The following is a 19,570-nucleotide window of genomic DNA, read 5'->3' as shown; positions in this document are numbered from 1 at the left end:
TTATACGCATAGATGAGGTGTCTGATGAAAATACAATACGTCTCAACCGTAGAACGAAAACGATCCGGTAAACGTGGTACAAATGTTTATTTAACCGCTGAATTGGTAGATCAAGCCCGTGATTTAGGGATCAACTTACCAGCGACACTAGACAAAATGTTGTCCGATGTTGTTCGTAAGAAAAGAAGACAGCAATGGAAAGCTGAAAACAAAGCCGGTATCCACGCTTTCAATGAATTTGAGCGTGATGCAGGGCTATTTACCGATGATGATGAATACAGGGTTATTTAATGGTCCTTTTGTTATATTAATTTTAATCTATTTTTTAACATTAATCCAAATAAAGGGTTATCAATAACAGGGAGAACGGCAATATCGAATTTGTCTGGCTCTGGCAAAAAATCAATATCCATTAATGCAGCAAATCGTGATATTGCTAAACAGACTTCTTCAATATCGTCGGCGTAAGCCACCCTCCCAAATTCGTGTTCATCCAGTATCACAAATCGGCGATTACGCGTGTTAAACAGCACATAACCGACCACATCTGGATCTTTTTCAATTAGCCCCAATGTATCAAGTTCTTTCTGAAATTTTCTTAGTTGCTTCTTTTTCATTACAAATTTCCATTAGTTATCCGAAGCCATTCTATTACGTATCAAAGCTCGATAAACCGTTGGCCTCAATATCGAAAAAAGCTCTGCCAAATCACTGATCGAATACTGCCCGGTATCGATATGCCCAAACCTCAGATTTATTAATCTGCCTGAAAATTGTCGTCAAGATGGCAGTGAATTGCCCTTTCCCCGTAATAACGGGGAGCATTTCTACTCCAGCTATCATCTAAAACCTGAATCTGGTTTATCCCCGTCAATTCAGGGAGCTCTAAGCCTTTATGTCAATGACCTTTCCGGATGACGGTTGATCCCCGTAGATTACGGGGAACAAGTTGTAACAAATGACGATAGCTCTGTATTTAGCGGTTTACCCCCGTAGAAACAGGGAACAAGTCTATCTTCTGCCAGCTAAAACGCTAGCTGTTCGGTTTATCCCCGTCAATAACAGGGAACACGCTTCCAACCTCTAAAACACAACAGTATCAGTTTGGTTCACCCCCGTGAAACACAAGGAACACCGCTTACTACCGATTTTATCACTGTTACTGTCCGGTTTATCCCCATAGAGGCAGGGAGCATCAGGAAAGCCGATTTTCAGCGTCATTTTCACACGGTTTATCCCCGTTAATACAGGGAATACATCTTTAACTTTACAACTATTTGGAGCACTGCTAGGTCCATCCCCGTCAGTACAGGGAACATTTAGTCAACATGGTAAAACATCACTCATGCCGCGGTTTATCCCCGCAAATGCAGGGAACACTTAAATCCTCTCGTTGACAAGATACATCGAGTTTGGGTCACCCCGATAACGGAGGTCAGGAACATCCACTAACACGACATACCCGTTATCTTTCAAGTTGCCTCTTTGTTGGCTGCGCTCACTCACCCCAGTCACATAGTTCGCTATGCTCCTGGGGATTCGCTCCCTTGCCGTCGCGATGCATCTTGAAATCCATAGGGTACATCCTATCATTAATTATAGCGGTTTATCCCATTAAACACAGGGAACATATTCTGTCTGGTTCAAATGTGTACCAAAATTCAGGTTCATCCCCACAGACGTGAGGAACACGGTAATTATTTTATCCATATTTCCGTAAGTAGCGACTACTCCCTCTACTCTACAGAATGATATTCATTAGCAATATCACTTTTTACCATGCTTTTGGAATGTAACACAAACACTTAACAACCTCGAATGTGCCACCTTTACCTTTAACATCCATATCCCAATACAACAAAGAATATTGCATTACGAGCTCCGACAAAAATAAATTTCCATTACACTGATCTGATTAGCATCAATCCGCATCCCATCGCTTTAGCACGACCAAAGCCTTTTGCATACTGTTCCAAATATAGCTCACCATTGGTCACCGTCAAAAGTCCTTGGAAATCAACACTGGAAAATTGTATTTTCTGCCCCTGCTTTTTTACGCTTCGATGCTGGGTATAACCTTCAACATCCAGTAAATCATCAAACTGAATGCCCCACTGCTGCATACGACGACTATTCAACAACCAATTACGGGCAGCATTATCCATCATGGCTTTTATTTTCCCCTGCTCCGTTTCACCTTGCTGCCTTGCCAGAAACTTAGCATGCATCAAGACATCATGACGCTGACGTTTTCCAGAAGGATCGGTAATACAGATTGTTGGATTAACGCGTAATTTGAAAGCTAAACGTTGCCCCTCCTTCAATTGAGGATAAAATGCTTTCGTTTCCACCTCAAACAATGGCGACTCAGTTTGAGGTGATGTTTTAGATAAAACATAGAATACGGGTAATCCCATTATTCCCAGCTCTTCCCGAAATAAAAATTGACGTTTTTCGTCTGACGAAAACAATTTCCATAACAATTGATGAGAAGTATAAACGCCATTCGCACCCAGTTTTGCTAATATATTTGCTGTTTGACTCGATTGCCGAAGCACAACTTTAGACAAATACATCAACACCCTCCTCGACAGAAAGTTGATACATAGTACGTTGCCGGAATTGCCAACGCGCCCGATTAATCGGCTCATCCCAAGGATGGCTGATTAAGATATTTGAAGAGCTCATTTCATCTTTATTCCCCTCCCAAAAATAAGTCACAGTACCATTTGCGCCTAGCCATAATTTATCCTCTCTATCAGAATGAATCAGCGGTGGAAAAGGGATATCCAATGCTGTTTTTAATGCCGATGACGTAATGAGTTTAGGGCAGAGAGGTAAAGCAAGCGGGCAAGATTTACGTCCAAGATGCAAGATAAATACGGGTTTAAGCAAAGCATCCCGTAATTGTTCAAGCGTAAAACCAGTGTGTTCAGTTAATGTAATAGCCACGATCCAAATACCATCACAACGATAATCGCGATTAGACAGGATGGTATTCAGTTTATCTGACCTTAATTCACTTTTACGGTTCTGATGAACCACATTATTATTGTGCGTCGGCACTTGCGTCGTATGATAATCACGCATTAAAGAGCCAGGAACTGTCTGTTTAATTGCAATTAACACACTTTTTTGTAATTTTGCTAATTCAGACTCATTATCTCGTCGAATACCTAACGCTGCCCCTAATAATCCCAAAATCGCCGAGCGACCCGGATACAATTCCGTTGGCCGCTCTCCTCCAACCGCAGGTTGGCCCCAACTTGCCATCGGGCCATATAATCGGAAGACTAAATATGCTTTCATTCTGCCCCCATTACTGCACAACAAATTCAAGTAGCTCGGTCAAAGTTCCTTCCCCGGTGAATGTGTTGAATTTATAGCGGGCATCGGCACAAGTACCGTAAACCTGATCAATATTGTGCATTTGGCTTTCTAATGCATTAATTGCCGATGGCCCTTGGTCACTGTCATTAATAGGTTTTAAAAATGCGACAGATAAAGAACGAGGTTGTTGTTCGCCTTTTTCAGCGAGAGCAAAACTGGCATAAGCACGAGAAGCGAAACTATTTTGTTTACCCGCAGGCGATACTTTCACAGCGGCTTCTGTTAATGCTTTAATCGCTTTATTAGCAAGAGTTTCATCGCCATCCAAATTTCTTATTAATTGCGTTTTATTAATGCAGATATAACTGTAAAACAGCGCGGCGGCAAAACCCAATTCCCCGATATGGGCCGACCCGGTATCTTCCTTACCATCATTTAAATCATCTACCGCGGTAAAATAATCATCTTCAATAACCACACTATGCACACTAATAGCGTGAGCTACCTGACAGGCGGCCTCGACGTTAAACGCAGGACTTGAAGCTAACATCCGACCAAATAAAGCAATATCCACCGCCGCTTGCTTAGTTTTTAATAAATTAAGCTCTTCGGCTGTTGGCCCCCGGTTTTCTTCCGCCAGCATCTCAATTAACGACATGACAGATCGTTGCTCTGCCGGGCTGATATGCGCCAATTGTTCAATTTCTAAAGCATCTTTTTTCGTTTTTCCAAAAACGCCGGCAATCGTTGTAGCCAATGCTTTAGCGGATTTTTCTTTCATTCCAGCACTGACCAAAGCATCAAATACCTTAATACCAAATCGCTTGGTGCGAATACCAATATTCTCTGATAACACCTGTTCAAATAATTCAGAGGTACGCCAGTGGCGTTTTAAACTTTGAGAACTCACGCGTAAACGTTCAAAACCGCCCATTCTCGCTGTTTTAGGCCGGCCTAAATCATCTCGATTCAGATTAGATGGCGCATAGGAAGTTAATAAGTGTAATTGAATAAACTGACTCATAATAATCATCCTAAACTCAATTAATGAAAATCCGATAAATCAACCGATTTACCACTCGCTGCACGGTAATAATCCATAACCCACTTCACCTTGATACGCTTATCCGCCTTACATGGCCGTAATTGTCCATATTCAGCAAACCATTCCTCAATATCCCGCGCTAGAGCCAAAACAGAAATATTGCCTTTAACTTTCTGTAAAACTTGACGTAATCGACGTAGTAATTCGTTCGGTGTTTTAGCATTTTGTAATTGTGAAAATCTTAATTCACTGACAACCGGTTTATTTCCTCCTCCTTTCTTACCCGCCGCTACCGCCAATGTAATATCACTGTTGCTTTTAACATAAACTAATGTTGCCGCCATCGTGGCCCAATATTCTAATTTCACTGGATTATCCGATAAGCTAATTTCATCCGGCAAACTAAACCATAAATCCCGAAAACCTTCAGTTAACATAGCCATCTCAACGTTTTCACAGCGCTTTAACTGGGCTTTATAAGTAAAAGGAGCAGGAATAATACCTTTCTCCTTTAACTGCTTCGGTGACATAAACATACTTTGCCACCAACGCAACAATATGACTTCGATCTTACTGTCCATTACATTTCCTCTTGACCAGAGTGAATATGGTGATTGGTAATAAATGTGTTGATCTCTTTTAAAGCTTTTTGTCCATATAGCCCGCTGATTAGCTGTTGACGCGCTTTCATACGTTTTACCATTGAACGCTCATTACCCAATTCAGATAAAGCAACATATTCATCAAATAAATCTCTACAGAAACGACGCAAGGTATTAAGCCAATGTTTAGCCTGCTCTGGTGTCAGAAAAGGCGCCTCCAAACGTCTATTACTAATAAGTTGATGCACCACTGAAAAAAACAGGGATTCACTTTGTTGCCAAAAAGTCAGGTCAATAAAAGAAATGTCGCCTTTCACATCCGCAGGCTTTTCAAACCAAGCCGCTTTTATTTGATTTCGGCATAGCCAAATCATATTGGTTGCTAATTTTTGCAGTTCTTTGACTTGATATAGAATCTTTTCCTGCTGTTCTGGTAAGACAAAAAACAACGGCACAGTGACAGAATACCAACAACGTGCTTTCATATTATCCATATCGTAGCCAAACACCCACAGACGAGGCATTGCCCTTCGCAATTCAGCAAAATGACAACATAACGCGTAAAAATGGCTTACGACCGGCGCACAACGCTGCCCTCTCTCATGGCTGGTAAATACCAAAGCATCCCAAATTTTATACGTCACCCCTCCAGGTTGGCCTTTAATAGATAAATGTTGTGTCGATTTTTTCAGATCCCATTTATAGGGTGTTAACGGATGAGTCCAATTACCGGAATAATTGCCGCCATAGTTTTGTGTCCGGTATTCAGAAACAGTGAATGCAGAATATTTACCTGAAATTTTGCAAACATCTTCACCCTTTTCCACCACAAGACGTATACGTCTCGGCATTGCCCAATACATATGTAAGGGATGCACATCCTCAGCATAAATTTCTGTCCCTTCATTAACACTCACTTTTGTTGGCGCTAACCAGGGAAAAACCTGAGCACTGGTTAAATCAGGTTCTGAATAATGCCATTCACTTCGGCTAATAACGTTTAACCACAGTTTTTGCCATAATGTGGTATCCGTTTGTTGCGGCACTATTAACGTGGTTAATGGCCCTCCGCCTCGTAATCCTACCCGATGGCCCACTCCTCCTGACGGCGCATTAATTTGTAAGGTAAACAGCGCCAGAGCCGCCATTTCAAGAGACATCACGTCTCCGATGCCGCGCTTAACAAAATGATCCGTATTAAGTCTTAAACCATTCGCTCCCGGCGCTTCAATTAATAATCCAGCGACAGTAGTTGATTTTACTGTTTGCAGCGGATCAAAATCCTGCATAAAAAGGGGCCCTGTACCGGTAACATTGAAGGCATGCGTCACTTTATTAAAAGCTTGTTGTAATACCTTTTTATCAGGCGATGCTTCATATAGAGCATGCCATTGATATTTATCTTCTGGCGCAAAAACGGTTTGTAATAAACCAATGGCAAATTGACAAGCTGCTCCTTGAAAATCAGCTCGCGGTAAAGCAAAGTCCATAACATCATGATCACATATCGCATTAATGGACAGCACTTTTTCACTACCATCACGTAATCGAAAGGGCAACCACGGGTCCTGAACTAAGTTCATAACACCTCCTGCTTTTATCTTTCACAAAAGCCTATTGTTGAAGAATAAGTAAAATTCGGATCTTGCTCTGGCAACCAAGGTTGCAAATATCTAATTTGGTAATATCTCTGTTGCAAGGCATTGAGAGCGGGTATTAACTCTGTCGGAATTGGAGCTAATTTATTTGCATATTTATTTCTGGATAATTTAATCGTACTCAGCGACACTGAAAATTCGCCTGAATTTATCCAAGGCACCAGTTGCCTTACACCACTTTTTTTCAGTAATAACACCTCAACAGTTTCAATATCACTGTAGCGAGCATTAATATCAGCATCATCTTCATACCAATGATCAGCACTGCGATCACAATAACCATATAATTGCCACTGTAACCAAAAAGATTTAGCTTTAGTTGTCTGGCTTCGCTCCTCATTAATGAATTCATTATCTTGGTGTTTTAATACTTCAGGCGCTTGCTCATAAGCATGACCATAAACCGCTTCAATTAATTGGCGAGTTTCCGCAGGCATACGTATAGCCCCCAATTTTCTCAACACGCGCATGCTTAACCACAGACGTGCAGGCGAGCGATAAACACATTGCGTGTTACGGAAATTATAGCTTAGCCAATCTGATCCAGGTTGCTCCCGCCATTCAGGCGCGTGAACAAATAATATTGGCGCAGGGCGTGAATCTTTAATACCCCATCGATAAATACCATCGCTATCGCGAGTATGACGATGCAAACGCCCGGCTCGCTGAATAAGATCATCAATAGGACAAATATCTGAAATCATGATATCGGCATCAGTATCTAAACTTTCCTGAAATATTTGTGTGGCGATTAATGCTTTGCCCCGCCGCATTTCACCCTGACTATTTTTACCAAAAATAGTCATGACATGATTTTCAATCTCCTTTCGATGCTGAACAATAAACTGGCTATGAAATAATAAACAGCGCTCAGGTTCAGTCAGCAAACTTTGCAGTGTCTGATAAGCGTCAATAACATCATCAACGGTATTTCGTATCCAAACGACACATTGCCCTTGTACAATGGCGGCTAATACCTTTTCAACACAACTGCCAAAGCTATTTAAGAAATCAACTTTAACTTCCCGGCTAACATCTTTTCGGCTTGATAACGGTTGTTCAATAACCGGCGATATGGCATTTAAACTTATTTTTGTCGCTAAAGGAAAATTCGTTTTTTGCAATAATTGAGAACTTAGTCCACCCGCATTCAGCCAAATATCCGTTAAACGCTGACGCTGTTTAAAGGTCAATGTTGCTGTCAACAAAATGGCTGAACCACCCTGATAAAGATGCAGCGCTAATAAATTTTCCAATAAATTAAACATAAATTCATCAGCGGCATGGACTTCATCAACGATAAGCACTTTACGATTAAGCCCAAATAATCTCAGTGATTGATAACGCCTTGGTAATATCGCCAATAAAGCCTGATCAATCGCTCCGATGCCAACAGGCGCTAACAGAGCCTGTTTACGTGGATCAGCTAACCATTGATTGCACTGCGCTGAAGAAGGAATATCTGTTTTACCATAATTTCTATCTGGATAACCTAATGCTAAAACGGGCTCACGAAATTGATTATTCACCTCCCGCATACCATGAGCTAAAACGATATTGGGTTTACTGTCATCCTCTATCGATAGCATTTGCTGATAATGTTTAGCAATTCGGCTAAATATTGCATTAGAAGACGCCATTGTAGGCAAACCAAAATAAAAACCATCAGCGGCTTTTGCCTGCATCAAACGATGTGTCAGCGCAAGCGCCGCTTCTGTTTTACCTGCCCCAGTAACATCTTCCAAAATAAATAGTTGAGAAGAACTATCTACAGATATTGATTCGGCCCACTGTTGCAACGGTGTTGCGGCAAAACCGTAATATTCCTGGATAGAAATAAACGGCTTAACGACCGGCGCCTTACCTAAATTGGTCGCCATAACCGCTTTTTTTGCCATTGCTTGCGCATGTTGCCAATAATCTGCTAATGGCATAGGTTCGGATTGATAGGTAAAATAATGATTATCAGAACCAATCCAATCCGCCAATATTGCAATACCGGCAAACTGCCAACTCACTTGTTCCAATCGCCGTCGCCACTCTTTGGATTGTAATTTTTCAATGGGAAATTCAGGTTGAAATAATTCAACCAAATGATGGGCAAAGAGTGTGGCAGCATTAAGATTATGAGGCTCAATAAAATGTTTAATCGCTTTATAGTTTGTTTTATCAATGGGCTGGCCGTGATGCCCTAATACACAATCTATGAATACCATTAAGGTATCAAACATTTCTCGCTGTTCTCTTCGCTCGACACCTTCAATATTAACCAGCCTATTAAGTAACTCCGGTTTGATATTTTCCCAGAAATACAACCCTATACGATCATGACAAAAATAACGGCCGCCAGACTCTTTAGAGCAATCTGGTCGATGCAGACCGACCGCCAGACCGGGAAGTAATTTTTGAAAAGCAGATGCAAATTTACCAATATCGTGCAAAGCCAATATAAAAGAGACCATGCTTTGTAGCTGCTGGGTAGATAACGCTAGAAAATTAGCAAGATCTCTAGTTAACGATCTTTCTAAAGAGAGTAACTGCATTCCTACCGCAGCAACATCCAAACAATGGTAAGGAAGCAGATGATAATCCGCACTATCAACCTCTAAAACTCGCTTCGCCTTACCCCAGTATTGAAAATAAATTGGCATTTCCATCTGAAATCCTTACTTAAACATCTGTTTTACCTATTTTTAGAACATAATGCGAAAATTTAGATCAGAAAAATACTAGTTTCTGTTTTTTTAGGATAATTCTGTATAAAAACTCATTACCTAAACAGATGAATCTTTGGCCGACCTCTGAACATAAGCCAGAATTAAAGTGACATCATAGCGCAAGGAACAGTTTGAGCGGGTAGCCAACCTATATTCATCTATTTGATAAATAAAGGTAATTACATGTAATGTCGGTACCCGTTTTACCAAAGTTCATTTATACTGATAACCCTGCGTATATGATGTCAGGCCAAGGTGGGATGAAAATACTGGCGGGTGTTTAACGATGTCAATTACAATTATTTCGTAAATCGATTTTAATCCTCATCTTTACAAATTTAAGCCCTGATGCGACGACATAACGAAAGAACTAATTAATAGCTTTTCTAAGATAACGGCGTAATTAACCCGGAAATTTTTTATGGTCATTCGACCATTCAATAGCGAGAATACAAAGACTATCGGTGTTTTCCCTGCCATTTTTCAAATTGCGCAGGTCGGAGGCCATACCTTGCCAAAACACCTTCATGCAATCGCCGTACCAATGCTTTTACTGTGTGACGCTAAGAAGGATTACTTAAATGGATCTGAGATAGCTCGGGAAATTACCCGATCTATCCGTTACTGGATCTGATGTTTCCTCCGTAGTGATAACCTGGCAGCGACTTCGACCTTCACCCAATATCTGTACTTTCTTATTCTTCAACAAGTCACCCAACCAACATTGAACAGTCCTTCTAGGAATAAAGAGATGGAATGCTCTACCAAAAAACCTGAAACAGACATAGATTGTGATGCAACACACAAGGTCTCATAAATATCAGTTATTAAACTCATAGCGAACAATAGATTCTAGTAAAAATATGGCGCGATTATGGCTCAATTCAGATTAATCGCGCCACTTTTGTGCCACCAATATGGCGCGATTTAAAATCATCTTACTATTTCAAATAGATAGAGTAATTTTTTGTACCCGCATTATTAATCTCTCTTAGACTAATATATACTTGTTGGATATATTTAAGGATATTTACCTAAGCATAAATGTGAACACTCAAGCCATATTTATAGAAATAGAACAACAATATTGCTCTGCAATTATTAAGAAATATTAAAATAACTCCCAGTTTTTATACTAGTGTTCCTATAAATATTAATCACAAAGTTAACAATTACTCCTAATTCCAGCTTTATTAATTTTGCCATAATCTCTTTTTCCAAACCCCAAATTTAAAAAAGTTGCCTTTTTATTCGAATTGACTTATATTTAACTCATGCTAGCGACTAGGAGTATCTCCAGTCAGCAATGTTAGCCTCTACGAGCCTTTATGTAATGTTACTCTTGTACTGCCCTTCTTCATAAACCTGAAGAGGGTATGTACAGGTAGTAAATTTCAAAGAGAACGAGCCTTTTGTGAATACTCCTGATAATCCCATTATTCCTAAGAGTAAAAAAATACTTAAACTGGAAACAATTTTCAGCATCGCATTTCATGAAAAGACTAAATTAGATGATTTTTTATCCTTTAATATTAAAAGTGAATATAAAAAATTAGAATACAACGGACGTATAATTTATCATCCTTCAACTAAGCTTAAAAGTTACCACAAATTTATTAATGATTTTATTCTTTTCCATTTAAACATTAATAAAGAGGTAGTTTATTCATATAGAAAAGGAAGTAGTACTTACGAAGCAGTAAAAAAGCATTCTGATAAAAAATGGTTTTTCAACACAGACATTAATAATTTTTTCTCAAGCATCACTAAAAATTTCGCAAGAGAAGTGTTAGAAAATAACACCTCAGCGATCCCTATTATTGATATACAAGAATATTATGACAGAATATTGGAATTCATAATTGTCGATGATATATTACCAATTGGTTTTTCAACCTCACCAGCATTCAGCAATGCGTGTCTATACAAATTTGATAACAACATCCAAGATTATTGTTCAGAAAACAACTTAATTTATACTAGGTATTCTGATGACATAATAATATCATCAGATGATAAAGAAATAATTCATAGTATTTACACAACAGTATCCAGCTTCCTCAGCAAAGAGAATAATGGTAATTTTTCTTTAAATAAATACAAAACAAAGATCGTTAATAAAGGAAATAAAGTAAAACTTCTTGGTATGGTTGTGCTACCTTCCGGGAAGGTTACTGTTGATATAAAAATAAAGAAAAAAATTGAGCATTTAATTTACTTTTATATTACTGACAAAGATAAATTCAAAGATGCTATTGGTAAAGATATAGATAAAGGGATCGAGATGATTTCAGGAAACCTTAATCATATAAATACTATTGATAAAAACTATTTAAACAAGCTCAGAAAAAAATACGGCAATGTTATAATCGATATGTTTTTCCATAAGAATGTATTCTAAGATATGAACATTACAATTAATATTTCAAAAGTGCAACACATTAATGAAATGAGTTTTTCATTAGATTTAACAAAAAATAAAATTACATGTATTGTAGGAAAAAATGGTATTGGAAAAACCACATTTATAAAATCAATTAAAAATTTACAATCAGCCGATATATTCATAAAAACATCATCACGTTATATATTTAATCAAGAAAGCAGAATAGAATATTTGATAAATAATGATGTCATAACTTATATTTATAATAGTAACCTAAAAGTTATTGATACAAAATCAATTGTTCCTGAAGAAGTAAAATCTAACATATTTGTTGAATTGCCTATTCCCTATGGGGATAGATTCAATAGTTTTCCAACATTAAGTAAAATCGATACAGATTTAAGAAAGTGCATAGTTTTTCAAACCTATGAGGTTCCCTGTGAACTTATTAAAATGTTAAATTCAGTTTATAAAACTGATGTCTATAAAAACTTAAAATCTTTTAAAGTTAAAAAAAATAATTACTACTTTCGACTTAACGAAAATGGATATTATATACGGGAAGATTATTTTAGTTCAGGCGAATTTTTCATCATCAACCTTTATAGGATGATTGAATCTAAAAGAAAATGCATCATTATTGATGAAATTGATATTTCTTTAGATTCCTCAGCACAAGTAGAATTAGTAAATTTACTTAGAGAATTTTGCTATAAATATAACTTAAATATCATTTTTACAACCCACTCCTTAGCATTAATGAAAACACTTAATGATGATGAGCTTTATTATATGTATAGAGAAGGTAATAAGACCATGATATCAAAGAGATCTTATAACTTCATTAAAAGCTCTCTTTTTGCCTTTAAAGGCTGGGATAAATATATTCTAACTGAAGATGAAACTTTGCAAGATTACTTAGAATATATTATAGACAGAAATAATAACTCTTATTTTTATAAATATAAAATAATATATATTGGAGGAGCTACCAACGTTGTTAATCTTATGAAAAGGAATGAAAAAGAAGAATTTCTAACAAAACCTGAAAATGTAATTTGTGTTTTAGATGGCGATCAAGCCCATTTAAAGCACGTTTATAAGAATTCTAATGTGTATTGCATTCCATTTCAAAGTATTGAAAAAGATATCTATTCTGCTTATCAAACTGATCTAACAATTCCAAGAGTAACAGTCGACGCTACTAAAGAATTAGAAAAAAAAGTGTATAAAGCTCTTATAAAAACCTATAATAACGGTTGGTCAAAAGCTACTGTATTTAACTATTTAGATACAAAAATGCCACTTGAGAGTGAGATTTTTAAAAAAATAATCGTAGATTTTTTAAAAGCCAAATAATGCAAATTATTTATAAAAACATCAATATCATAAATGGACATTAAAATAGACACCTATCGATTTTCTATTTATACATAGAGGTATCCGTAATCCCTAACCAGATATATGAAGTCACCATATTATCATTAAAAAATCTGGAGTAAAAAGTGCGAATCTAACTAAATCTATATTCATAAATTTAATTTTTTATGATAAGAGCTACCTTTTTTCTCCAAGCTACAACCTTTTAACACAAAAGAAGAATATTCATAACATCACTATATTATATTGAACCGATCGCATATTATTTACAAACGAATACGAAACTGAACAGATACTGCAAATCTTGCGACAGAAAAAGTTTATGCTATCTATAACGATTAAATACCTTTGTATAATATACAACTAATCTTTAAAAGCTAACTTTCATCATCAATAATATTGTTATAAAAGCGATATTCAGGGACTTTAGCTTCATTAATCGTGCCAATTCTTACCGGTAAATGACCATACGAATGACATAATAATTTTATATAATTCCAATATTCCCTCTCTGTTTCTATATGCTCTATCAGTGGATCAAAAGCACCATCATAAAATTCAACATTTAATTCTCTATCATCATTACCTCCATTAATATTTCCACTATTACTTTCTTGTTGATCAATATACTCTTTATTATCCTTTTCGTGATTCATATTTCCGCGATCTATAATTTCTAGCATCTCTTTTATCATCTCTAAGCTATGGCAAGCTGTTTGCGGTGAATTGTAGAATAAGCCATCATTAAAAATAGCTTCCATCAATTCATAAAACGCGAACGAGGTTGTTCCCTGTATATATTTGATATTTCTATTATCATATATACCAAAACACTTATCATTCAAAATATCCGTATTATTATCATCATAGCCAATTAATATTTGCCTGTCACTGGCAATAACGGGAATGTTTTTAATTTCGTGGATATATTCACTGATACTGTAATGCTCTTTATCTCCTTTTCTATAACCCGATGCCATACAAACTGATTCAATATTAAAGTATTTTGTCGGCGTATGTTCACGATTAAAATATTCAGACAACTTTTCATTATCTTTCATATCTTTTCGCTGATATACCCGATGAACCGATGTAATTCTCTGAATACTGATCCAATCAAATATCGGTTCTTCTTGCGAAGGTTTTCTAATCTCTGCAATATAAGCGGCAATATCAATTTCTAACCAAGTGCTTAGCATAGCCTGCCACGGTTCTATCGCGAGAAATATATTTGATATTGTCACTCCCTTTTCTATTATGACTTTATTTCTAAAATATTTCAGGAAAAAGAACGGATCATTTTTCCCTAGCTGTTCCTGAACTGATAACATCGGTACAGCGATTGTCGTATCGTAATCTGAACGAAATCTCAGAATCGAATCAACACAAATAATTAAAGTACCTTCCATCTTATCCCTCGTTCATTTAAGCTTTTAATATATTAACCACCGTAATTCTTGTATATATAATCCTTTATTATAGTCATATATCTGGATTTTGCTATTTTTGAACGTCAGATTTTTTATTCTAGCTTCCTACATTACATCAATATTAAAAGATAGTTACATGATATATTAGGCACACATCAATAAACACGAAACCATATTAATTTATCCTAAACCTAAAATTATTAAAAATTTTTCCTTGTGAAAATATTTTTAATATTAAATTCAATCCGAAATTATTTAAATCCTCGATCTCTGTTTAAGGTTCTTATAATTTATCCCTGTCAATCACGATCAAAACTACAAATTAATTTATTAATTTGCTATAAAGCAAATAAAAATGTATTTGATCAGCCGCTTCGCATTCATTATTTATACCCAATGGATTTCAAGATGCATCGCGACGGCAAGGGAGCGAATCCCCGGGAGCATAGATAACTATGTGACCGGGGTGAGTGAGTGCAGCCAACAAAGAGGCAACTTGAAAGATGACGGGTATATTGGTAACGGAAAGCAATTACCTGTAACATACCAAAATGATAATGATTTGCATTTACATTGATAGCATGGCGTGAAAATGACCGTTAATGTTTCAGACACTCAACAGATCCAATGCATGTACATCCACAATCATGATTGGCTATTTCGTTGGCTTAAGCATCGTCTTAACTGTGATGAGACTGCCGCAGACCTGGCTCAAGATACTTTTGTTAAATTACTTTGTTCACCTTTACCACAGCAACTCAATGAACCCCGTGCCTACATCGTCACCATTGCTAAGGGGTTGATGGTTAACTGGTACCGTCGCCGCTCACTTGAACAGTCTTATCTGGATTTACTCGTTAGTCTGCCTGAACCGCTTATTCCCGCACCAGAGCAAAAACTTATCATCCTCGAAACACTTCAAGAAATTGATATCATGCTCAGTCAACTCCCCGCGCCAGTGCAAACTGTCTTTTTACTTTCCCAGATAGAAGGCATGAAGTATGAAGATATTGCAAATCAGATGAATATTTCGCTGTCCACAGTAAAACGTTATATGAAACAAGGCTTTTATCAATGCTTGATAGCAATGGCATAAGAGGAATTGGTATGGCTTCCACTGATACATCTTCCCCATCAAGAACACCTTCTGAAACGATACTTGCCGAAGCCGCAGAATGGCTGACCATTTTACATGATAATCATGCCAGCGAAGCTGATCGGAATGCCTGCGCTGCCTGGTGTGCACAAAGTCCAGAACATGCTCAAGCCTGGGAGCGGGCACAATGTCTGTTAGCACGGTTACACCACCTACCACCGCATATCGCCTCACCTCTGTTAAACAACAAACAAGCCCTTTCCCGTCGAGAAGCCATCAGAAAACTCACACTTATGTTGTTAATACCGGCTGGCGCATCATCACTCTTCTGGCAATCTGATCAGTTTCAGCTTCTCACTGGCGATTATCACACCAAAACAGGGCAGATTCAGCGCTGGTCATTGCCAGACAACAGTCAACTGACGTTAAATACCCAAAGCTCAACAGATATTCATTATGACGATACCCAACGGCTTATTCGTCTAAAGCTAGGGGAAATCTATATTGAAACCCATAAAGATAGCCGTCATCCGACTCGCCCATTCAAAGTACAAACCAAACAAGGCGTTATTGTGGCATTGGGCACAAAATTCAGCGTCCGCCAACAAGCCTCCCATACTCAGGTGGAAATAGTAGAAGGAACAGTTCGCATTACGCCAGATAACGGTTTGCCACACATACTCTATGCTGGAGAAGCAACCCATTTCACTCAATTTGCCGTTGCCCCACAACATCTCCGGTCAGTAACTTCATTGAGCTGGCTACAGGGCATGATAGTCGCTGATAACTTGCCGCTGGCAACGGTGGTTAACGAACTGAACCGCTATCGTTCCGGTATCATTCGTTGTGACGATGCAGTCGCTAATTTGCGGGTCTCTGGCGCTTTTCCCATACGAGATACGGATCTGGCCCTGCATATGCTATTACAAACCCATCCGCTCTCAATACGCAGCCTGACCCGCTATTGGATTACCCTCTATTCGCCCGGTTAATAAAAATAATCATTTTTACTGACACTTTTTTCAATCTCATACGGCATAGAAATAAAAGAAGCTTAAAAAGTTATGGGGAACTTACTATGCCATATCATGTTGACTGCCAAGATTCACAACCACGTTGGCAGAAAAAGTATTTAGTCGCACTGTTATTGCCTTTAATACTGCTACCGGCACGTCCCCTTTATGCCGCCACACCAGCAGATACACTTTATTCCGTTCATATTCCACCAGGTTCATTAGGCAATTCTTTGTCCCACTTTGCAGCTCAAACCGGTACAGCGCTCTCCTTCGATCCGAATTTAACCAACGGGCTAACAGCGCCTTCATTAAACGGCAGTTTTACTGCTCATCAAGGTTTAGTACAACTGCTCACAGGCAGTCATTTACAACTGTCCCAACGTGCCGATGGCAGTTATACCTTGGTAAAAATGACAAAGAATATGACCAACAAAGGGGTAATCGTCCTAAATCCCCTTACGGTAGCAGGCAATCGCGGATACGCAGGTAATGAACCATTACGGTTCGACAGTACCACCATCCAAGGCAAAGATATTGAAAAATTCGGTGTGATTCACCCCGTTGATATTTTCAAAACAACACCGGGGGTATTATCCGGCGAAGCACGTAGTTCAGGCAGTCTCGATGTGAATATCCGGGGCCTACAAGGACAAGGCCGAGTCCTAACCACTGTTGATGGCGCATCTAACCAGACCGCGCTCTACCGCGGTTATCAAGGTGTTTCCAACCGTTCTTTTATTGATCCCGATTTCATTGGCCGGGTAGATATCAGTAAAGGTCCGACAGGAAAAGGTGGTATGGGAGCCATTGGCGGCACTGTGGAGATAAAAACCATTGAAGCCAGTGATATCTTACTTGATGGACAAAAGGCAGGACTGCGCCTGAAAGGAAGTCTGTTGAGCAACCATTCCAATCCTGACGATTATGAGCGCAACGACTGGCCTTCCCCATCAAGAACCTCTCTTTTCGACACTAAGAACCGCACCGGGAGTATTGTTTTCGCGATAGCCGAACCTTCCTATGAATTGCTGTTTGGCGCTTCTCAGCGCAAGCGGGGCAATTACCATTCTGGCAAACACGGACCGGGCGCGAAGGAACGTGGCATGCCAGGCTATTTGTGTGAAAGTGATCCACAAGATTGCCACATTCCACAATTCAGTGAACAGATGGCAGGTTATTCGTTGTATGCAATGGGAGATGCCGTCCCAAATACTTCTGAAAATAGCCAGTCATTACTGGGTAAAGGAAAAGTTCGTTTTGGCGATGGTCATGAAATCTCCGCTATCATTAGCCATTATCAAAATCTCTACGGAGAATCCTATGTCGCGGATATGGCAAACCTGAGCCAAACATTTATGATCCTGGAACAGGGGCCGCTGACACGGCTCAACATGAACAGGCACAGCCTCAATTATAAATGGGAACCTGCATCAAACCCCTGGATTAATTTGGATATCGGAGTATGGCAAACACGAGTTAACGATCGCCCTCGAACCGCAAATAATACCCTCGGTGATAAAAAATTCATGCGCACAGTTGGGGTGAATTTGAGTAACACTTCATTATTTGCGCTTTCAATGCAAGATATTGAGTTGAACTACGGCGCCAGCTTTATTCGTGAACGCACTGGCCCAAGCGCAGGTAAATGGGAATATGCCGTTAATCGGGAAGGAGAGCGTAAAGAAAGCCGTTTTTTCCTGAACGGGAACTATATACTTGCCGACCGTCTGACCCTAATGGGCGGATGGGATTACAAATCCTATCAGATCGAAGATGACAGTCCAGTTCGTCCGGGTAGCTCTTGGTTACCACAGCTCACCTCTGGGAAAGTAAACCATAAGCGAGATCATGCTCATGGCTATTGGGTAGGCGTTAAGTTTGATCTTAATAATGAAACAGCGCTACATACCAAATATGCCTATGCACCACGTTTTCCATCAATGGTTGAAGGTATTCGTGGCTACATGATGAGTGTTGACGACCATATAAAACCTGAAATTTCAAAAAATATCGAAGTCGGACTGACATCACGCTTCCAAAATGTCATTGCTCAAAATGATAGCTTCGATATCGCAATGTCCTACTTTGATAACCGGGTAAAGGATTATATCAACCGAGCATGGATGGATGATTATTGGAGTATGTACATCAGTAATATTAAAGAAGCAAAATTTGCCGGATTGGAATTGGCGAGTGTTTACCATAGCGATCACTTTGATGCGCGTTTATCGATGAATTACTACACAAAAGTCAGATTCTGTACGGAAAATGAAGGGTGCGTCGCACGTAGCCTCCCTTCGGATTATGCAACTAATCACATTCCGCCTAAATATGCGGTATCACTCGATCTGACACAGCGATTTTTAAATGACAATGTATCTGCTAACGTCAGAGTTTCTCATTATGGTCAAAGATCTGTCCCGGCAGCAAAACCGGGCAGAGGTTCTGCGCCCCTGCTAGCACCCATTATCTGGCGGCCTGCAACTGTGGCAGATATCTCTCTGACTGCCCGTATAAATAAGCATGTCGAGTTTGAGTTTGGTGTAGATAATGTGTTCGACAAATATTATATCCAGCCTCTCAGCCTCGGCTATATTCCTTCACCGGGCAGAACATTTCGGGCCGGAATCACGACTTATTTTTGAATCCATTCGTTAAGCTGGCGGCATATCCACGATATGCCACCTCCCAGACAAATAATGTAATTATAGTGAAAGCAACATGTTAATATAAATTATTATTTCTTTTCGTCGAAGTTAATATAATTTAAACAATGAAATCTCAGTACTGGTTTAAATTATCGCATAAATATAATATGCCATCAGGTATTTTTAATAAAATTAAATCAACCATAAAAAATATATTTAAAACAGACAATAAAATGAAATTTTAAAACAATGAAATAGTTTA

At 38.6% G+C, this 19,570-nt stretch carries 15 protein-coding genes; 7 read left to right on the top strand and 8 right to left on the bottom strand.

All coding sequences use genetic code 11. The annotated features are described in order from the left end of the window. Positions 1-24: 24 nt before the first annotated feature. A complete protein-coding gene (locus tag V2H77_RS11060; protein ID WP_341498822.1) occupies positions 25-291 on the top strand; it encodes a type II toxin-antitoxin system CcdA family antitoxin in 267 nt (88 codons plus the stop codon). A gap of 11 nt (positions 292-302) precedes the next feature. Here the strand turns inward: V2H77_RS11060 and V2H77_RS11055 are convergent, their stop codons facing one another. From V2H77_RS11055 to cas3, 7 genes are all read right to left on the bottom strand, one after another. Beyond that, positions 303-617 (bottom strand): hypothetical protein, encoded by a 315-nt coding sequence (locus V2H77_RS11055; RefSeq protein ID WP_341498821.1) that lies wholly within the window; start codon positions 615-617, stop codon positions 303-305. A 1,284-nt stretch (positions 618-1,901) separates the two neighbouring features. Continuing rightward, positions 1,902-2,576, bottom strand: coding sequence for a type I-E CRISPR-associated protein Cas6/Cse3/CasE (cas6e, locus tag V2H77_RS11050; RefSeq protein WP_265379706.1), 675 nt, complete (start codon positions 2,574-2,576; stop codon positions 1,902-1,904). Continuing rightward, positions 2,563-3,309, bottom strand: coding sequence for a type I-E CRISPR-associated protein Cas5/CasD (gene cas5e, locus V2H77_RS11045; RefSeq protein ID WP_049585509.1), 747 nt, complete (start codon positions 3,307-3,309; stop codon positions 2,563-2,565). Before cas5e ends, cas6e begins: the two co-directional genes overlap by 14 nt. Positions 3,310-3,319: 10 nt before the next feature. Beyond that, positions 3,320-4,354 (bottom strand): type I-E CRISPR-associated protein Cas7/Cse4/CasC, encoded by a 1,035-nt coding sequence (cas7e, locus tag V2H77_RS11040; RefSeq protein WP_341498820.1) that lies wholly within the window; start codon positions 4,352-4,354, stop codon positions 3,320-3,322. 20 nt (positions 4,355-4,374) lie between these two features. Further along, positions 4,375-4,956 (bottom strand): type I-E CRISPR-associated protein Cse2/CasB, encoded by a 582-nt coding sequence (gene casB, locus V2H77_RS11035; protein ID WP_341498819.1) that lies wholly within the window; start codon positions 4,954-4,956, stop codon positions 4,375-4,377. Beyond that, a complete protein-coding gene (gene casA, locus V2H77_RS11030; protein ID WP_341498818.1) occupies positions 4,956-6,560 on the bottom strand; it encodes a type I-E CRISPR-associated protein Cse1/CasA in 1,605 nt (534 codons plus the stop codon). The genes casB and casA overlap by 1 nt, the downstream gene beginning before the upstream one ends. 14 nt (positions 6,561-6,574) lie before the next feature. After that, positions 6,575-9,292 (bottom strand): CRISPR-associated helicase Cas3', encoded by a 2,718-nt coding sequence (gene cas3 / locus V2H77_RS11025; RefSeq protein WP_341498817.1) that lies wholly within the window; start codon positions 9,290-9,292, stop codon positions 6,575-6,577. A gap of 481 nt (positions 9,293-9,773) precedes the next feature. Here cas3 and V2H77_RS11020 point away from each other — a divergent pair, with 481 nt between their 5' ends. From V2H77_RS11020 to V2H77_RS11010, 3 genes are all read left to right on the top strand, one after another. Next, complete coding sequence (locus V2H77_RS11020; protein WP_341498816.1) at positions 9,774-9,986, top strand: hypothetical protein; 213 nt, start codon at positions 9,774-9,776, stop codon at positions 9,984-9,986. Between the two features lie 780 nt (positions 9,987-10,766). Then, entirely contained in the window at positions 10,767-11,753 is a 987-nt protein-coding gene (locus V2H77_RS11015; protein WP_341498815.1) for a reverse transcriptase domain-containing protein, read from the top strand. A 3-nt stretch (positions 11,754-11,756) separates the two neighbouring features. Then, on the top strand, positions 11,757-13,097 hold the full coding sequence (locus V2H77_RS11010; protein WP_341498814.1) for an ATP-dependent nuclease: 1,341 nt from the start codon (positions 11,757-11,759) through the stop codon (positions 13,095-13,097). Positions 13,098-13,495: 398 nt separating this feature from the next. On the opposite strand, the gene V2H77_RS11005 is transcribed toward V2H77_RS11010, so the two are convergent. Continuing rightward, on the bottom strand, positions 13,496-14,527 hold the full coding sequence (locus tag V2H77_RS11005; protein ID WP_341498813.1) for a hypothetical protein: 1,032 nt from the start codon (positions 14,525-14,527) through the stop codon (positions 13,496-13,498). A gap of 613 nt (positions 14,528-15,140) precedes the next feature. Between V2H77_RS11005 and V2H77_RS11000 the strand changes: the two genes are divergently transcribed. The 3 genes from V2H77_RS11000 (at position 15,141) to V2H77_RS10990 (ending at position 19,305) form a co-directional block, all read left to right on the top strand. After that, a complete protein-coding gene (locus tag V2H77_RS11000; protein WP_341498812.1) occupies positions 15,141-15,644 on the top strand; it encodes a sigma-70 family RNA polymerase sigma factor in 504 nt (167 codons plus the stop codon). An 11-nt stretch (positions 15,645-15,655) separates the two neighbouring features. After that, on the top strand, positions 15,656-16,636 hold the full coding sequence (locus tag V2H77_RS10995; RefSeq protein ID WP_341498811.1) for a FecR domain-containing protein: 981 nt from the start codon (positions 15,656-15,658) through the stop codon (positions 16,634-16,636). An 86-nt stretch (positions 16,637-16,722) separates the two neighbouring features. After that, positions 16,723-19,305: a TonB-dependent receptor gene (locus tag V2H77_RS10990; RefSeq protein WP_341498810.1), complete on the top strand. Its 2,583-nt coding sequence runs from the start codon at positions 16,723-16,725 to the stop codon at positions 19,303-19,305. Positions 19,306-19,570 lie beyond the last annotated feature (265 nt).

The sequence above is a fragment of the Photorhabdus sp. P32 genome (assembly GCF_038085095.1).
Classification (GTDB): Bacteria; Pseudomonadota; Gammaproteobacteria; order Enterobacterales; family Enterobacteriaceae; genus Photorhabdus; species Photorhabdus luminescens.
This window is presented reverse-complemented; position numbering and strand designations above follow the sequence as displayed.